This window comes from Gilliamella sp. wkB178 (genome assembly GCF_001690705.1).
Classification (GTDB): domain Bacteria; phylum Pseudomonadota; class Gammaproteobacteria; order Enterobacterales; family Orbaceae; genus Gilliamella; species Gilliamella apicola_K.
Window position 1 is genome coordinate 363,824 of sequence record NZ_LZGK01000011.1, and the last position, 16,749, is coordinate 380,572.

The 16,749-nt window shown below is 35.3% G+C and carries 12 protein-coding genes; 9 read left to right on the forward strand and 3 right to left on the reverse strand.

The genetic code is table 11. The features are described 5' to 3' along the window. Positions 1-11: 11 nt before the first annotated feature. From birA to murB, 3 genes are read right to left on the reverse strand one after another with little or no spacing between them, the layout of a single operon-like run. Complete coding sequence (birA, locus tag A9G13_RS03240) at positions 12-965, reverse strand: bifunctional biotin--[acetyl-CoA-carboxylase] ligase/biotin operon repressor BirA (protein WP_065556178.1); 954 nt, start codon at positions 963-965, stop codon at positions 12-14. Then, complete coding sequence (locus tag A9G13_RS03245; RefSeq protein ID WP_065556179.1) at positions 955-2,082, reverse strand: MFS transporter; 1,128 nt, start codon at positions 2,080-2,082, stop codon at positions 955-957. The genes birA and A9G13_RS03245 overlap by 11 nt, the downstream gene beginning before the upstream one ends. A gap of 7 nt (positions 2,083-2,089) precedes the next feature. Then, entirely contained in the window at positions 2,090-3,100 is a 1,011-nt protein-coding gene (murB, locus tag A9G13_RS03250; RefSeq protein ID WP_065556180.1) for a UDP-N-acetylmuramate dehydrogenase, read from the reverse strand. 588 nt (positions 3,101-3,688) lie between these two features. Between murB and A9G13_RS03255 the strand changes: the two genes are divergently transcribed. The 9 genes from A9G13_RS03255 (at position 3,689) to fes (ending at position 16,535) form a co-directional block, all read left to right on the forward strand. Then, entirely contained in the window at positions 3,689-4,927 is a 1,239-nt protein-coding gene (locus A9G13_RS03255; RefSeq protein WP_065556181.1) for a phosphopentomutase, read from the forward strand. Positions 4,928-4,960: 33 nt separating this feature from the next. Further along, positions 4,961-5,677 (forward strand): purine-nucleoside phosphorylase, encoded by a 717-nt coding sequence (gene deoD, locus A9G13_RS03260; RefSeq protein WP_065556182.1) that lies wholly within the window; start codon positions 4,961-4,963, stop codon positions 5,675-5,677. A 226-nt stretch (positions 5,678-5,903) separates the two neighbouring features. Then, the gene (locus A9G13_RS03265; RefSeq protein WP_065556183.1) at positions 5,904-7,142 is read left to right on the forward strand and encodes a nucleoside permease; all 1,239 of its coding nucleotides are present in this window, start codon (positions 5,904-5,906) and stop codon (positions 7,140-7,142) included. Between the two features lie 299 nt (positions 7,143-7,441). Continuing rightward, positions 7,442-8,599, forward strand: a complete 1,158-nt coding sequence (add, locus tag A9G13_RS03270) for an adenosine deaminase (RefSeq protein ID WP_065556184.1) — start codon at positions 7,442-7,444, stop codon at positions 8,597-8,599. A 295-nt stretch (positions 8,600-8,894) separates the two neighbouring features. Next, complete coding sequence (locus tag A9G13_RS03275; RefSeq protein WP_065556185.1) at positions 8,895-9,290, forward strand: cytidine deaminase; 396 nt, start codon at positions 8,895-8,897, stop codon at positions 9,288-9,290. A 108-nt stretch (positions 9,291-9,398) separates the two neighbouring features. Further along, positions 9,399-10,700 (forward strand): pyrimidine-nucleoside phosphorylase, encoded by a 1,302-nt coding sequence (locus A9G13_RS03280; RefSeq protein ID WP_065556186.1) that lies wholly within the window; start codon positions 9,399-9,401, stop codon positions 10,698-10,700. Positions 10,701-10,730: 30 nt separating this feature from the next. Further along, positions 10,731-12,416, forward strand: a complete 1,686-nt coding sequence (gene ushA / locus A9G13_RS03285; RefSeq protein WP_081301140.1) for a bifunctional UDP-sugar hydrolase/5'-nucleotidase UshA — start codon at positions 10,731-10,733, stop codon at positions 12,414-12,416. Between the two features lie 329 nt (positions 12,417-12,745). Further along, positions 12,746-14,968: a TonB-dependent siderophore receptor gene (locus tag A9G13_RS03290; RefSeq protein ID WP_065556187.1), complete on the forward strand. Its 2,223-nt coding sequence runs from the start codon at positions 12,746-12,748 to the stop codon at positions 14,966-14,968. Beyond that, positions 14,958-16,535, forward strand: coding sequence for an enterochelin esterase (fes, locus tag A9G13_RS03295; RefSeq protein ID WP_065556188.1), 1,578 nt, complete (start codon positions 14,958-14,960; stop codon positions 16,533-16,535). The genes A9G13_RS03290 and fes overlap by 11 nt, the downstream gene beginning before the upstream one ends. Positions 16,536-16,749: the final 214 nt, after the last annotated feature.

The following is a 16,749-nucleotide window of genomic DNA, read 5'->3' on the forward strand; positions in this document are numbered from 1 at the left end:
TATTATCAAGATTATTCATCACTTCTTAACGATATTTCACCACCAATATAGGCATTAATTTTACCTTCTTGTTCTAACAATAATGCACCTTGTTGATTAATACCTTTGGCAATACCACGAATAATTTTGTCACCTATCAATAATTTTACCGGACGATTAGCAAAATTATCTAATCGTTGCCAATCATTAATAAAAGCAGCTAAACCTTGCTGTTCAAATTCTGCTAATTTCGCTGTTAAGGTTTGTGCTACTCTAGCCACTAACAAGTTACGATCAACTGCACCCAAATTGGCCCATTTTTGATTAACAATATTAGTATCTGGATGAGTCATCATTAAATTAACGCCTATCCCAATAACTACATGGGCACAATCCCCGGTTTTACCAGCAATTTCGACTAAAATTCCAGCTAACTTCTGATCATGCAAATATAGGTCATTAGGCCATTTTACTTTAATATCTTGACCCGATAATTGCCGTAGCACATCGGCAATAACAATGCCAACTACCAAACTAAGACCCATGGCAGCAGCAATACCATGCTCTAATCGCCAATACATCGAAAAGTAAAGATTAGTGCCAAATGGTGCAAACCATTGTCGCCCTCGCCTACCCCGAGCTTTGGACTGAAATTCAGCAACACAGCAATCACCTGATTGGAGTGAATCAATTCTATCTAACAAATATTGGTTAGTGGAATCAATAACCGGTAATATTTCAATCCTATTTTTGGAATGGTTATGTTGCTCAATTTTAGTTTTATCCAGTAAATCTAATTTAGACGCTAAACAATAACCTTTACCCTGTACTGAAGATAATACCAGCCCCCATTCACGCAGTATTTTAATATATTTGTTAATACCGGCACGAGTAATACCAAATAATGCAGCCAATTCTTCCCCGGAATGGAATTGACCATCGGCTAAGATCTCAATTAATTTGAGTAGATTTTGCTTATTGCGCATCAAGTTCTCGCTTTTTGATTAATAAAATAACAAAATAAAATGAGATTATAGCAAAACTTACAAATAAATAAGCATTACTCAATTTATCCATTACCAAAGCAATAATTGCTGGGGCGATTAAACTGCCTAAAGTATTAGTAAGTAGCATGGCTTGATTCATCGCCACTATATCTTGCTTCCTAACGCTAGAGCAGGCCCAGGCCATGGAAATTGGATAAATAGTATATATGGTTGAGCCTAACAAAATAATTGCCAATATTTCAAACCAACTGCATACCAACATGACACAGGCAACCACCACTAATAACGATTCGCTTAATAAAACAATACGCCTACCGTATTTATCTGCACACCAACTGGCAGGGATCTGTGCAATCACACCTGATAAAATTAATAAAATCATCCAGTTGGCAACTTGACTGTCACTATACCCCAAATGTGAATAATAAGCTGGCATTAACGAATACAGTGAACCAATCAACATTCCGGCAATAACACAACCAATTAAACCTAATCTGGACGGTTCATGTAATATCATTGGTATAATGTTAAAACTACTTTGCTTTCTTTTCGGTAATTTATAATGCGTCAGCAAAATAAATAAAATTGCCAATCCCATCAATACTGAAACCACTAAGCCAAAATAAAGTACATCTTGTGGAAAGTACTGTAATAGTGCTTGCCCAAAAACTGTGCCTAAATAGTAAGTCGTCATATACACGGCTAGCATTTTACCGCGGGTTCGCACTGTACCAGTGACTAAAATACAACTTTCAATAACTACCCATGTCACCGCACAAGCGATACCAATAAAAAATCGCCAAATCGCCCAACTATAAAAGTCCATAGAAAAACTTAACCCAATAGTGGCAATAGCAAAAATAATACAACTATAACTGTAGGTATGTCGGGCATTAAATTTGTTAATAAACCAATTAGCCACGATGGTACCAACCAGATTACCGACAAAATAACTGGAACCAACTAAACCAATTTGCCACACGGGAAATTGGTTATGCACTAGCCATAATGGCACTTGCGTATTCAATGCTGATAGCGAGATGGTTACAAATAACAAACTCGCTAATAAAATAGGGAATGAATAAGAGTGTTTCATGGTGTAATTATAAATAATCGCTCACATTGATTTCACCAGTACTACCTATAAAACGAATTTCTGGTGACAGATTAACTGAAAATTTTTGTAATACGGTATTGCGAATATAACGCGCTAAAGCCACCACATCTTGGGCTGTAGCATTATGTTTATTAACTAAAACTAAAGCTTGCTGTTGATGCACTGCTGCACCACCCATTTGGTAACCTTTTAAGCCACATTGATCAATTAACCAACCAGCTGCTAACTTAACTTGATTATTCGCTTGAGGGTATATAGGCATAGTTGGATATTTTTCAAGTAATTGATCTGCAATTTTTTTATCGACTACCGGATTTTTGAAAAAGCTACCGCCATTGCCTAATACTTTAGGATCAGGCAATTTGCTGCGTCGAATGTCACAGACTTTATCAAAAATCATTTTGGCAGTAACCGTTTGTGGGTCAAAGTTCCTTAATTCACCGTAAGTTAATACAGGCTGCCACTGTTTAGGAAGTTTAATACCTACATAAATAACGGCATATCCCTGAGCATAGTTTTGTTTAAATATACTTTCTCGGTAACCATAATGCCCATCAGTAACTGTAATAATTTTACCCGTTGCTAATTCTAACAATTCCACGTAGTCAGCCACTTTTTGGAATTCGACTCCATAAGCACCAATGTTTTGAATCGGAGCTGAACCAACACAACCCGGTATTAAAGCTAAATTTTCTAACCCGGGAATATTGTGAGTTATTGTTTGTGCTACAACTTCATGCCAAATTTCACCTGCCCCTACTCGTAAACACCATTGGTCCTTAGTTTCCGTAATTGTTATCCCTTTAATTCGATTAACAATAATCGTTCCGGCAAAATCACAGGTAAATAAAGTATTGCTGCCTTCACCGATAATCATGACCGGCTGCTTAGGTTGTAGGTTTTTCCAAACTTCTTTTAGTTGCTCAACACTAGTAACAGTGATCACCTGCTCCGCAAAAACATCAAGCCCAAAAGTATTAGGAATTTTTGGTTTCATTAATAACGACCTTTAGTTGTATAAACAAAAATATATTTAAAATTAATTAAGGGATAATTTTACCGATAGGTTATTTAATAGTTTAAATAATAAAAACAATAACTCTACTAACTTTAAATATATATTACATATTGAGGAATATTTTATCATAATGATGAATAATATTTTACCCATTAGTCAAGAGTAGTAATTCAGTAAATTTTTAGCTATTAGTCACAATATTTAATAATCTAATGCTTTTAGGTTTTAAGTAGCAAATTATTAGCAATAGCAAAGAAACCATTTTTTATATCAATCTTTAGCAAAATTAGCACAACAATTATTGCTATAAACATTTATATTAAGTAATTACGAAGCTAAACCATGAGTAAATCTGTTTTGTTTTTATTTATCAGGTATTATAGCTCGCCGAGTAATTTACAGTTATTAAGAAGGCTAACTCCAATAAATCTAAAGCAAGTAGTGACAAAAGTACTTATAATAACTGTTAAAGTCAAAAATTGATAAACACGTGTTAGTTCACATTATTAGTAGGATTTTATTCCTAAAATTATTTAGCATTAATTTATTTAAAACAAAGAGAAGATTATGAAAAGAGTTTTTATTATGATCCTTGATTCCTTCGGAATTGGTGGTGCAGAAGATGCCCAAAAATTTGGTGATGAAGGTTCTAACACATTAGGTCATATTGCAGAAGCTTGTGCGTTGGGCAAGGCTAACAACGGGCGTAAGGGGGCATTAAAGTTACCTAATTTAGCCAGATTAGGCTTACTGGAAGCAGCCTATGAATCCACTGGTCACTATCCGCAAGGTATGATTACCGAAGGTAAAATCATTGGGGCGTATGGCTATGCAAGTGAAATATCGTCAGGAAAAGACACGCCGTCTGGTCATTGGGAAATTGCCGGTGTACCGGTATTATTTGATTGGGGGTATTTTACCAACACCACTAATAGCTTTCCTCAAGAACTATTAGACAAGATTGTCGCTCGTGCCAAACTACCCGGCTACCTTGGCAATTGCCATTCATCAGGAACGGTTATTCTTGACCAATTAGGTGAACAACATATGGCAACAGGTAAACCCATTTTCTATACCTCCGCAGACTCGGTGTTTCAAATAGCTTGCCATGAAGAAACATTTGGTTTAGATAGACTCTACGAAGTTTGTGAAATTGCCCGCGATGAACTAAACAAAGGTAATTACAACATCGGACGAGTGATCGCTAGACCTTTTATTGGTAATAAAGCTGGCGAATTTGTGCGTACCGGTAATCGCCATGACCTAGCCGTCGAACCGCCGGCACCAACAATGATGAAAAAATTAGTTGATGAAAAACACGGCAATGTCGTTTCTATCGGCAAAATAGCCGATATTTATGCCCAAGTTGGCATTACCAAAAAAGTTAAAGCTACTGGCATTGAAGACCTTTTCAATGCATCTCTGCAAGAAATTAAACAAGCCAAAGATAACACTATTGTATTTACTAATTTTGTTGATTTTGATTCCTCTTATGGTCACCGACGTGATGTAGCAGGATATGCTGCCGCTTTAGAATATTTTGATAGCAGACTCCCTGAAATGTTAGCGTTAGTTGCACCGGGTGACTTGCTAATAATCAGTGCAGATCATGGTTGCGATCCAACTTGGTCCGGCACTGATCATACCCGTGAACATATTCCTGTTTTAGTTTATGGTGACAGTGTGCCAGTTGGATCTTTAGGTCACCGTAAAACCTTCGCCGATATTGGACAAAGTGTTGCCGATTATTTTGCTTTAACCCCAATGGATTATGGTCAATCTTTTATCCAGAAATCAATAAAATAATCATGTTAAACAATCAATTACTAGGAGATTCTGATGTCAACGCCACATATTAACGCTGTTGAAAATGCCTTTGCCGAAACTGTGCTAATGCCAGGCGATCCTTTACGTGCTAAGTTCATTGCTGAAACGTTTTTAGAAAAAGCACAAGAAGTCACCAATGTCAGAGCAATGTTAGGTTTTACCGGTTACTACAAAGGGCAAAAGGTTTCTATTATGGGGCATGGGATGGGGATCCCATCTTGTTCTATTTATACCACCGAATTGATCAAGTTTTACCATGTCAAAAATATTATCCGCATTGGTTCTTGTGGTGCTATTAGTCCAAATGTCAACTTAGGTGACATAATTGTTGGCATGGGCGCTTGTACTGATTCTAAAGTTAATCGAACTCGTTTTAGAGATAACGATTTTGCCGCAATTGCCGATTTTAATTTAACTCGAAATGCCGTTGATGCAGCAAGTAAATTAGGGATCCCAGTTAAAGTTGGTAATTTATTTTCTGCCGACCTTTTTTATACTGTTGATCCAACTATTCTTGATGTAATGGAAAAATACAATATTTTAGGCGTCGAAATGGAAGCTGCTGGTATCTATGGTGTCGCAGCAGAATATGGTGCCAAAGCACTGGCTATTTGTACCGTTTCAGATCATATTCGTAAAGGTGAGGCAATGTCAGCTCAACAACGCCAAAATGGTTTCAAACAAATGATTACTGTTGCTTTAGAATCTGTTTTAATCAATCAAAACTAAATCCAACCAATTTATAAACATTATTTAAATTAGTTATAAAGATTTAGTAAAAAAGTCAATATAACTCGCTTTTACATTGGTATAGTTATTCAAGTTATTTTAGTTTTTCGTCATACTATGCCAATACTCAATGTTTTTAACCTTAATGTTTAAATGACACTCAATTTTTAAGTCTTTTAATTCATAAGATAAGTTATGAAAAGATCCCATTTGTATAGGAATCAAAATGAATATCAAGTTACAACTCAAAATTATATTGTTTATGCAATTCTTCATATGGGGAAGTTGGTTAATCACCTTAAGTTCCTATATGAGGGACATTCTATTATTTACGAATACTGAAATTGGTTTAGTTTATGGTTCAATGGGGTTTGCTTCTCTCTTTATGCCAGGTTTGCTTGGAGTGGTAGCCGATAGGTGGATACCCGCCAATCGACTGTATATGCTTTGCCATTTTATTGGCGCGGTAACACTATTTATAGCGGCATCGATAACTTCACCTTTAATGATGATGATTATCATGTTAATTCACTGTTTAACCTTTATGCCTACCATCGCTATTTCAAATTCAATTTCTTATTGTTGTTTAGAATCCCATGGATTTGATGTCATTGAACAATTTCCGGGGATTAGAATCTACGGCACCATTGGTTTTATTGTGGCCATGTGGATAGTAAGTTTCTTAAAATTAGAGTTAAGTAATCTACAACTTTACATTGCTGCCACATGTTCAATTCTACTTAGTATTTATTCATCTACTTTGCCATTAATTACCACCACAAAAGATATGACTAAAGAAAAGTCGCTTATAAGTTCCTTAGGTTTAGATGCTGTAGTGCTATTTAAACAACCGCGGATGGCGATCTTCTTTTTATTTGCGATATTACTCGGCGGTATTTTGCAAATTACCAATACCTTTGGTAATCCATTTTTACGTGACTTTGATAAAATTCCTCAATATGCCGATAGTTTAGTGGTTCAATACCCTTCAGTTTTATTGTCAATCTCGCAAATATCTGAAGTGGTATTCATTTTATTGGTACCATTCTTTATGAAACGGTTAGGCATTAAGTATGTCATGCTAATCAGTATGCTTGCTTGGGTGGCAAGGTTTGGTTTATTTGCCTATGGTGACCCATCACCAATTGGCTTTATTTTATTATTACTTTCAATGATAGTGTACGGTTGTGCCTTTGATTTTTATAATATTTCTGGTTCTATGTTTGTAGAAAAATCGGTTTCGCCAAATATTCGTAACAGTGCACAAGGGTTATTTATGATTATGACCAATGGCTTGGGTGCTTATTTAGGTTCAGTGATTAGTGGTATCGTTGTTGATCGCTATACTTCTGCTGAAAAAATCATTGATTGGCATGCAGTTTGGCTGATTTTTGCAGGTTATTCATTAATCTTAGCTATTGTATTTTTGTTTATATTTAAAAACGATAAGGATCAGCAAAACTAAATCTGCTAATTAGCATGAACGATAAATTGTAGATTTTTGAATTTAAGGTAATTTTGGCAAGAGTTACCTTAATTGAACGAAAACGCTATTGATCTAATGCTCGATAGTAATTACAACTAATAGTTACAAACTTATAGATTGAATTAAGCTAATGAAACCAGTTTTGACAACACTCGTAAAAATTTAATTTAATATAGAAAAGTGTGATATTAGTCATGTTAACTATGTTATAAATCACCCCTTAAACGTTTAAGAAATGTTATTATAATTAACAACAATAATATAAGTAAAAACGCGGCATGAATGAACCAATAATCCCCAAAGTAATTTTACATGAGCATGTGGAAGGCAGTATTACTCCTGTTATGGCCAAAAAATTAGCCGAGAAAAATCATATCCCTTTTCCGATTTGTTTATGTTATCAATCCGGTGAATATGATGCCCAAGAATATAAAAATGGACGTTATAGGTATGATGAAACGAGTTTTGAAGAGTTTATACAAACTTATGATACCGTTGCTAGTTTTTTAAAAAGCCCTGAAGACTATTATGCAATCACGTTTGATTTTTTGAAGCGGAATGCTGAGCAAGGTTTAATCTATTGCGAATTATTTCTATCCCCTTTTCACATTTGTACTACCCAAAACAATGGTGACACCATTTGGCATAAGGATAAATTTCAACAAACCTTGATACAAATGGATAAAGCCATTATGGATGTACAAAAAAATCATGATATTACCGTTAGATATCATGTGATTGGTGTGCGCCATCTTGGGGCAAAAATTGTCTATGATACCTTACGTTTTATCCAAGATAATCCCCACCATTTTATTACTGGATTTAATATCGCCGGTAATGAAAAAGCGGGGCACTTTGATGATTTCCAAGATGCGCATCAATTAGCTTCACAATTGAATTTACAAAAATCTTATCACGCTGGTGAAATTGAATCTTCTGAAAGTATTATCCAAGCACTTAAACATGGCGCGGTAAGGATTGGGCATGGTATTCGTGCTATCGAAAATCACCAACTGATTAATAAACTGGTTAAGAACAAAATCACTTTAGAAATAGCACTAACTAGTAACCGTATTTTGGTCAATGAGCTTCACGGTGATATTAATAATCATCCAGTGAAAAAACTCTATGATCAGGGCGTCAGAATCACACTCAATACTGATGATGCTGGTATTTTTGGTACCGATATCGACAAAGAATATCAAATAGCCCAAACGGTATTTCATTTTTCTAGGTTAGAATTACTGGATATCTCGTTATGTGGTATCTATGCTGCTTTTGTTGACAATAACGTAAAGCAACGATTAACCAATAAAATTTTAGCTAGTTTTACTGCAAATGATAGAACTGCACTCAAACAAGCGATCGCTAACAAAAAATATCATCCAGCTATACAAGCCCGATTGCTTGAATATCAAAAACTGTTAGCACAATAGAGTTAAACAATAACAAAATGAAGTTTATTTATTTTAAAAAGTAACGATTGGATAAATTTACAACAATGAATATTGAATTAGTCAATAGCAAATGGATAGTACCACCAAGAAGTGCTATAAATTTAGACATCCACTTTAAATCATGGCTGTTACAATCGGCAAAAGCATTTATTGAGAAACATCTACACTATCCAATAAGCTATATAGACGAGGACAAAATAGGTTTTGGTGTATATCGTCTAAACTTACTGTCATCAATAAATAAATGCAGTTAATAACCCAAAGGATTATCAATATGAAAATTGAAAAACTGATTGAATTAGCCAAAACCGCTCGAGCTAAAGCTTATGTTCCGTATTCAAAATTTCAAGTAGGAGCAGCTTTAGTTACCGCCGATGATGAAGTGATTTTAGGCTGTAATATTGAAAATGCCTCTTATGGATTAACCAATTGTGCCGAGAGAACAGCTATTTTTAAAGCGGTTTCGGAAGGGAAACGTAAATTTAAAAAATTAGTGGTTATTGGCGATACTGATGGCCCGATTTCACCTTGTGGTGCCTGCCGGCAAGTAATAAGTGAATTTTGCCCCAAAGATATGCCAGTTATTTTGACCAATTTGAATGGTAAAATACAGGAAACCACCGTTGGTGAGTTATTACCATGGTCTTTTGCTCCTAGTGATTTAGACTAATTGGCAAAATCGTGTAATCCCAATAATTAAAACAATCAGCAATGCAGTTATTGATAATAAAACCGATACACTAAGCTGATTAAGCTATTTTAAAAGAGACTTATAATAATGAGATTTGTAGATATAATTGAAAAAAAACGTGATGGTAAACCATTATCTACCGAAGAAATTCAATTTTTTATTACTAACTATACCAATGGTACTATTCCTGATTATCAAGTTAGTGCTTTACTTATGGTTATATACTTTCAAGGAATGACTTCCAAAGAATGTGCCGATTTAACACAAGCAATGATGCTTTCTGGTGATACCGTCGATCTATCTTCAATTAAAGGTATTAAAGTTGATAAGCATTCAACTGGTGGTGTAGGTGATACCACCACATTAGTGCTAGCGCCTTTGGTTGCTGCCTTAGGCGTTCCTGTGGCTAAAATGTCAGGTCGGGGATTGGGCCATACTGGTGGAACTACCGATAAATTTGAATCTATTCCTGGCTTCAAAATTGAATTAGATAAACAAGATTTTATTAATCAAGTTAATCAAAAAGGTGTTGCTGTTATTGGGCAATCAGGTAATTTAACACCAGCTGATAAAAAACTCTATTCCTTGCGTGATGTAACCGGCTCAGTTAATTCTATCCCACTTATTGCTAGCTCAATAATGAGTAAAAAATTAGCTGCGGGGGCTGATGCCATTGTACTTGACGTCAAAACTGGAGATGGCGCCTTAATGAAAGACATGGCGGACTCAGAGAAACTGGCACATGAAATGGTTAATATTGGTAACCAAATTGGGCGCCGGACAATGGCGATAATTTCTGACATGTCCCAACCACTCGGATTTGCTATCGGTAATGCGCTAGAAATTAAAGAAGCGATTGATACCTTAAAAGGCCAAGGCCCTGCTGATTTAACCGAACTAGTATTAACTCTAGGTAGCCAGATGGTAGTACTGGCTAATAAAGCCAAAACGTTAGACGAAGCGCGAGAAAAACTACAAACCGCAATAAAAGATGGTCAAGCGATTACTAAATTCAAAACTATGATTGCGGCTCAAGGCGGTGATAGTTCTATTGTAGATCATCCAGAAAAACTGGCTAATGCACCTTATCAAATTGAATTACCTGCTTTACAATCTGGTTATGTGGCCAAAATTGTTGCTGACCAAATCGGTATTGCAGCGATGCAATTAGGTGCAGGAAGAGCCACAAAAGAAGATATTATTGATCCTGCTGTTGGTATTGTATTGCACAAAAAAGTAGGAGATAAAGTAACTAAAGGAGAATCACTATTAACTATTCATGCTAACACTGACAAGTTAGAGGTAATTAAACAAAAACTGTATGACAATATTATTATCGGTGATAGCGCTAAACAACCTCAGCTTATTTATAAGGTGATTACCGAATAGTAAAAATAGTATAAGGATTTAGGAGACACCATGTATCATTTTAATCTTAATAAAAAACTGTCATTAATAGTTTGTTTGGGTTTATTTTCCATGAGTTCAATGGCTGGCGTTTCTACTAACAGCTCAGCCATATCCACTTGGGAAAAGAATAAACCCTACCAAATTACTATTTTACATACTAACGATCATCATGGTCGTTTTTGGCAAAATGATATTGGCGAATATGGACTTGCAGCCCAAAAAACTGTCGTTGATCAAATTCGTCAAGAAGTCACTGCTAAAGGCGGTAAATTGTTATTACTGTCAGGCGGTGACATTAATACTGGTGTACCTGAATCAGATGTATTACAAGCTAAACCTGATTTTATGGGTATGAATGAAATTGGCTATGATGCCATGGCGGTGGGTAATCATGAATTTGATCACCCATTACCAGTTATCCGTGAACAACAAAAATGGGCTAACTTCCCATTTTTATCCGCAAATACTTATTTCAAAAATAGTGAAAATCGGGTTTTTGATGCATATAAAATGTTTGATTTAAATGGAGTTAGAGTAGCGGTATTTGGTTTAACTACAGATGATACTATTTTTCTGGCTTCACCTAAAAATACTGATGGCGTCGAATTCCGTAAAACATTACCCGAAGCGCAAAAGATCATCAAACAAATAAAAACAACTGAACGCCCGGATATGATTATTGCTGTCACTCACATGGGCCATTATGAAAATGGTGAACATGGTACGATGGCGCCAGGCGATGTTGAATTAGCTCGCGGATTACCAGCTGGTGATTTAGATATGATTGTGGGTGGGCATTCGCAAAATCCTGTTTGTATGGCTAGCCCAAATAAACGAATTACTGAATATGTACCCGGCACACCATGTGCTCCTGACCAACAAAATGGCACGTGGATTGTACAAGCTCATGAATGGGGAAAATATGTTGGCCGAGCTGATTTTATTTTCTTAAATGGTAAATTAACGTTACAAAATTATCAATTAATCCCCATTAATTTAAAAAAAGAAGTCGATAATAATAACGGTACCAAAAAACTAGAATATTACACCAAAGAAATCCCGCAAAATAAACCGTTGTTAGATAGCTTAACTCCTTATCAAGAACAAGGTAAACAACAGTTATTGATCAAGAGTGGCCAATTAACAGGTCGTCTTGAAGGTGACCGTAACATTGTTAGGTATCAACAAAGTAATATGGGGCAATTATTACTGAGTGCCTTTATTGAAAAAACGGGTGCCGATATTGGTGTTATGTCCGGTGGCATGATTCGTGATTCTCTAATAGAAGGTAATATTACTTATCGCGATATTTTAAAAGTAGAACCTTTTGGCAATACTGTGGTTTATTTTAATTTAACTGGTGCTGAATTGATTGATTATTTAAAAGTCGCACTGAGCAAAAATCCGGGGTCAGGTGGATACGCTCATTTTAAAAATCTGATAATTACTAAAGATGGCGATAACATAATCGAGGTAAAAATTAAAAATGAACCTATCGATTTACAAAAAAGTTATCGCATTGCTAGCTTAGACTTTTTAGCTGCTGGTGGAGATGGTTATCCTGTTACTAACACATTGCCAAGTTATGTTGATACTGGCTATCGTGATGCCGATGCCGTAAAACAATACTTTGAAACTCATTCACCTATTAATGCAACTGATTATGAGCCGGTGCCATTTATTTTTAGTAAATAATTTACTCAATTAAATGATATAAATAAAACTGAGATAACCACTTTTATTTGGTTATCTCTATAATTTAATAAAAGCACTAATAGCCCAACTTTATAATTATAATACCATTGCTTACACCATAATTACTTTCAATCTATTTTTTTCATTTATTACTGCAGATCCTAATATTAAATAATTAATTCTATTTTAACCACAAACATAACTAATTGTTATTAAATGTATATTTTTACTATTTTTTGATAATCTTAAAAAAACCTTAAAATATAATTGTAAATGATTATCATTTAGTTTAGACTGCGCAAGTTTTAATCAACTCCTGAGAGGCTAAAATGTCTATTTGTCAACTAAAACTAAGTAAAATTTCAGCATTAATAATAGCAAGTATGTTTGTTATGCCCGCCATAGCAGATGAAACGGCCAACGATGATGATAAAACCGATGACGTTATGTATGTAGAAGGAAAAACAGAGTATGCCACTGGTCGTGTTAATGGTATTGTAGCTACACGAAGTATGCTAGCAACCAAAACTGATATTCCATTAATCAAAACGCCACAGTCAGTTTCTGTTATTACTCGAGATCAAATGGATTTGCAAAATGCCGCATCAGTTTCGCAAGCGTTGCGTTATTCTGCTAGTGTATTTACCGAATATCGTGGTGATTCAAACCGTTCCGATGAAGTTATTATTCGTGGATTCGGTTATGCTCCTCGTTATTTAGATGGTCTTAATTATTCCGGAACCATGAATTCACGTAATGTGGCTTTAAATCCTTGGTTACTGGAACGAGTAGAAGTCATTAGAGGTCCTTCCTCTTCTCTTTATGGGCAAAGCTCTGCTGGAGGATTAATTGGTATGACCAGTAAACGCCCTACGGCTGAAACGATTCGTCATGTACAAGTCCGCGCCGGTAATCAACGTTTACGTGAAGCTGCCTTCGATTTTGGTGGTGCCATAAGCGACAATTTATTGTTCCGCTTAAATGGTATTGGTACGGAACGTGATGCCCAACCTAAATTTGTGCGGGATGAAAGTGTAGCTATAGCACCAGCACTTACTTGGATGCCATCTGAAAACACCACTTTTACCCTATTAACTAGCTATCAAAAAGATCCTGATGCCAACGAACGTAACTTTTTACCCAAACGTGGTACCATTGATAAAAGTCATGGTAAAGTCCCTTATGACTTTGCGGTGAGTGATCCTAATTTCTTCGATTCTTGGCGTGAACAATATTCTACCGGTTATGCCTTAGAGCATGATTTTAACGATAGTCTTACTTTTAGACAAAATCTACGTTACACCAAAAATACCCAACGCTATAAATATATGGTATATACTTTTGATGATGACGATGCTAAAACAAGTATTTATCGTCGACCACAAATAGAACATATTAATAATAAAGAATTAACCGTAGATAATCGTCTTGAGTCATTATTTGATACCGGCATGGTAACTCATAATGCCACTTTAGGCTTCGATTATAAATGGAATCGCGATGATAATCAGCTAAATCGAGCTTCAAATGGTTATATAATTGATTGGAAGCATCCTAAATATCATATAACTGTTCCTAAAGCTGGCGATCCTTTAAAACCATTTGATGATAAATTACAAAGATTATCGCAATTGGGGGTTTACATTCAAGATCAACTTGAGATTAATCAATTTAATATATTATTATCAGGCCGTTACGATCATTCAAAAGTTAATATTAAAAAAAGATATGATTCAGGTGATTTAATGCATGACCGACTTTCAGTAAATGATGATGCTTTTACTACACGTGTTGGGGTTTTGTATGCGTTTGAAAATGGTATTTCTCCTTATATTAATTATAGTACCTCATTTGAACCAAATGCCGATATTGATGAAAAAGGTAAAGCATTTAAACCATCCAAAGCTAAAGAAGTTGAGGCTGGGGTAAAATATCAAATACCTAATAGTAAAACATTACTTAGCGCGGCTGTCTATCAATTAGATGAGCATGATGAAGTAACTTATGACTATAGCATTTTCCACAAACGCCAAGTTGGTAAAATTCGTTCAAAAGGTGCTGAATTTGAGGCTCATTCCGAACTAACCAAAAATATAGACTTAATTGCGACCTATAGCTATGGTGATAGTAAATACAAAAAAACCTCTATTTCTACTCTAAAAGGTAAACCAGTGGAAAGAAACCCTCGTCATCAGGCTTCATTATGGGCGGATTATAAATTTATTGATGGCATATTTGATGGTTTATCCAGCGGCTTTGGTGTGCGTTATGTTGGCACTACAAATGCTTACGATGTTCTTACTGTTAAAGATGCTGCAGGTAATAATCATTACGGAATAAGAAAACGATTTGAAGTGCCAGTTTATACTCTTTATGATTGGACTTTACGCTATGATTTATCTGCTAAAATGCCAAGCTTAAAAGGCCTAACTTTACAAGTTAATGCTAATAATTTATTTAATAAACATTATGTTTCTGCTTGTGGAACTGATACTTCTTGTTTCTATGGTTTGGAACGTCAAGTTTCAGCATCCTTAAATTATGATTGGTAAATTTTTGTTACATAAAAACAAGCAATTCTGGTTAAGTGGAATTGCTTTATTAGCATTACCTTTATGTGGTAATGCTAATTTACCTTGTTTATCTTTAGCTCCTGAAATAACGACGACTAGTCAGCAATTGGATAATACTGGCAAATTTTGTTTACAAATCTTTTTTAATCAAGGGGATCTGATCGAAGGCAATTACATGTCGATAGCTAAATTAGATCTTGTAACTGTTGACCATCAATACATCCGGCAATTGAGTGGCAATGGTAATGAATTTATTTTTACGGTGCCACAAAGTGATAATTATCAACTTATTATGAACGGTCAACCTAATCAATCGTTTACACTGACTTGGCAAACTACACCAGCCAATACACCTAAAGCCTATACATTAATTAGCCCTGAGTTAATTAAACTAGAGCAAGCCTTATTAACCAATAAAGATACTAGTGTTTTTTGGCATAAAATCGCTGAGCAAGGCACACCTTTAATCGAACCCTATGATGAAAATAATGTGATAATGACCTTTTTATGGCGGGGAGAGTTAAATAATATCAAAATATTTGGTTCACCAACTGGTGATCACGATGATTTATATCATCTGGATAATAGTGATGTTTGGTTCCGTAGTTACATCGTTCCGAAAACGACTCGTTATAGTTATCAACTAGCACCTAATATTCCAATAACCGCTAAACCAATAAAGGAACAAAGGCATGCTATTGTTGCAACTGCTCAGCAAGATCCACTAAATCCTCATTTTTACCCAAGTGATGGAGTCGATAAATTCCATCGCGAATCTTATGTTGAACTTGCTGACGCACCAGTACAATTTGGTATTAAACCAGAAATAAACTCACCGAAAGGCAGTTTAACTCAACATAAGTTTAAAAGTCATATTTTAAATAATGAACGCGATATCACGATTTACTGGCCAGCTAATATCCAAACATTGCCACCTGATGATTTAAACTTAGTTATTTTATTTGATAGTCGCCAGTATCAACAAAAAACCGCTATTATTAACATAATGGATAACTTAATCGCGCATAAAAAAATTACGCCGACTATTTTGGTTATGCTTGATACCTTGGATAGCCAAACACGTTCCCAAGAATTACCCCCTAATTCAACTAAATTAGCAGATAGCATTGCCGCCGAGTTATTACCTTGGTTAAAACAACAACAGATTAATGTTAAACCGACTAATACTGTTATTGCCGGATCTAGTTTTGGTGGATTAGCTTCGTCTTATATTGCTTTTCTATATCCACAATATTTTCCGAAGGTATTGAGTTTATCTGGTTCTTATTGGTGGGGGCCGAAAAATCACACCGGTGAATGGCTCAGTGAACAATTTGCCCAACAAGCACCTAAAGCAATTAAATTCTACCTTAATGCTGGTTTATTTGAAGGCAACTTACTAACCAGTAATCGTCATTTTAGCAATATTTTACGCGCTAAAGGCTATACTTATTTTTACCATGAAACAGCTAGTGGCCACGATTACTTACATTGGCAGGGTGAATTTGCTGAAGGATTGCAATATTTATTGAATGCGCACGATTAATATGTAAGCATATGGTATTAAGCTTTATTATATGGTTCCGTTACTATTAATTAACGGAACCATATTTTTTACGTTTTAATACACAATAATTTTATTTATTTTTGTTAAACGCAGCGGCAAAGGCATTCCCCATAGCACTATTACCTATAGAATGGTTATGTTTTTGAGGTTTAGCCGTTACTGATTTACCGTTAGCTGATTTGCTTGAATTTTG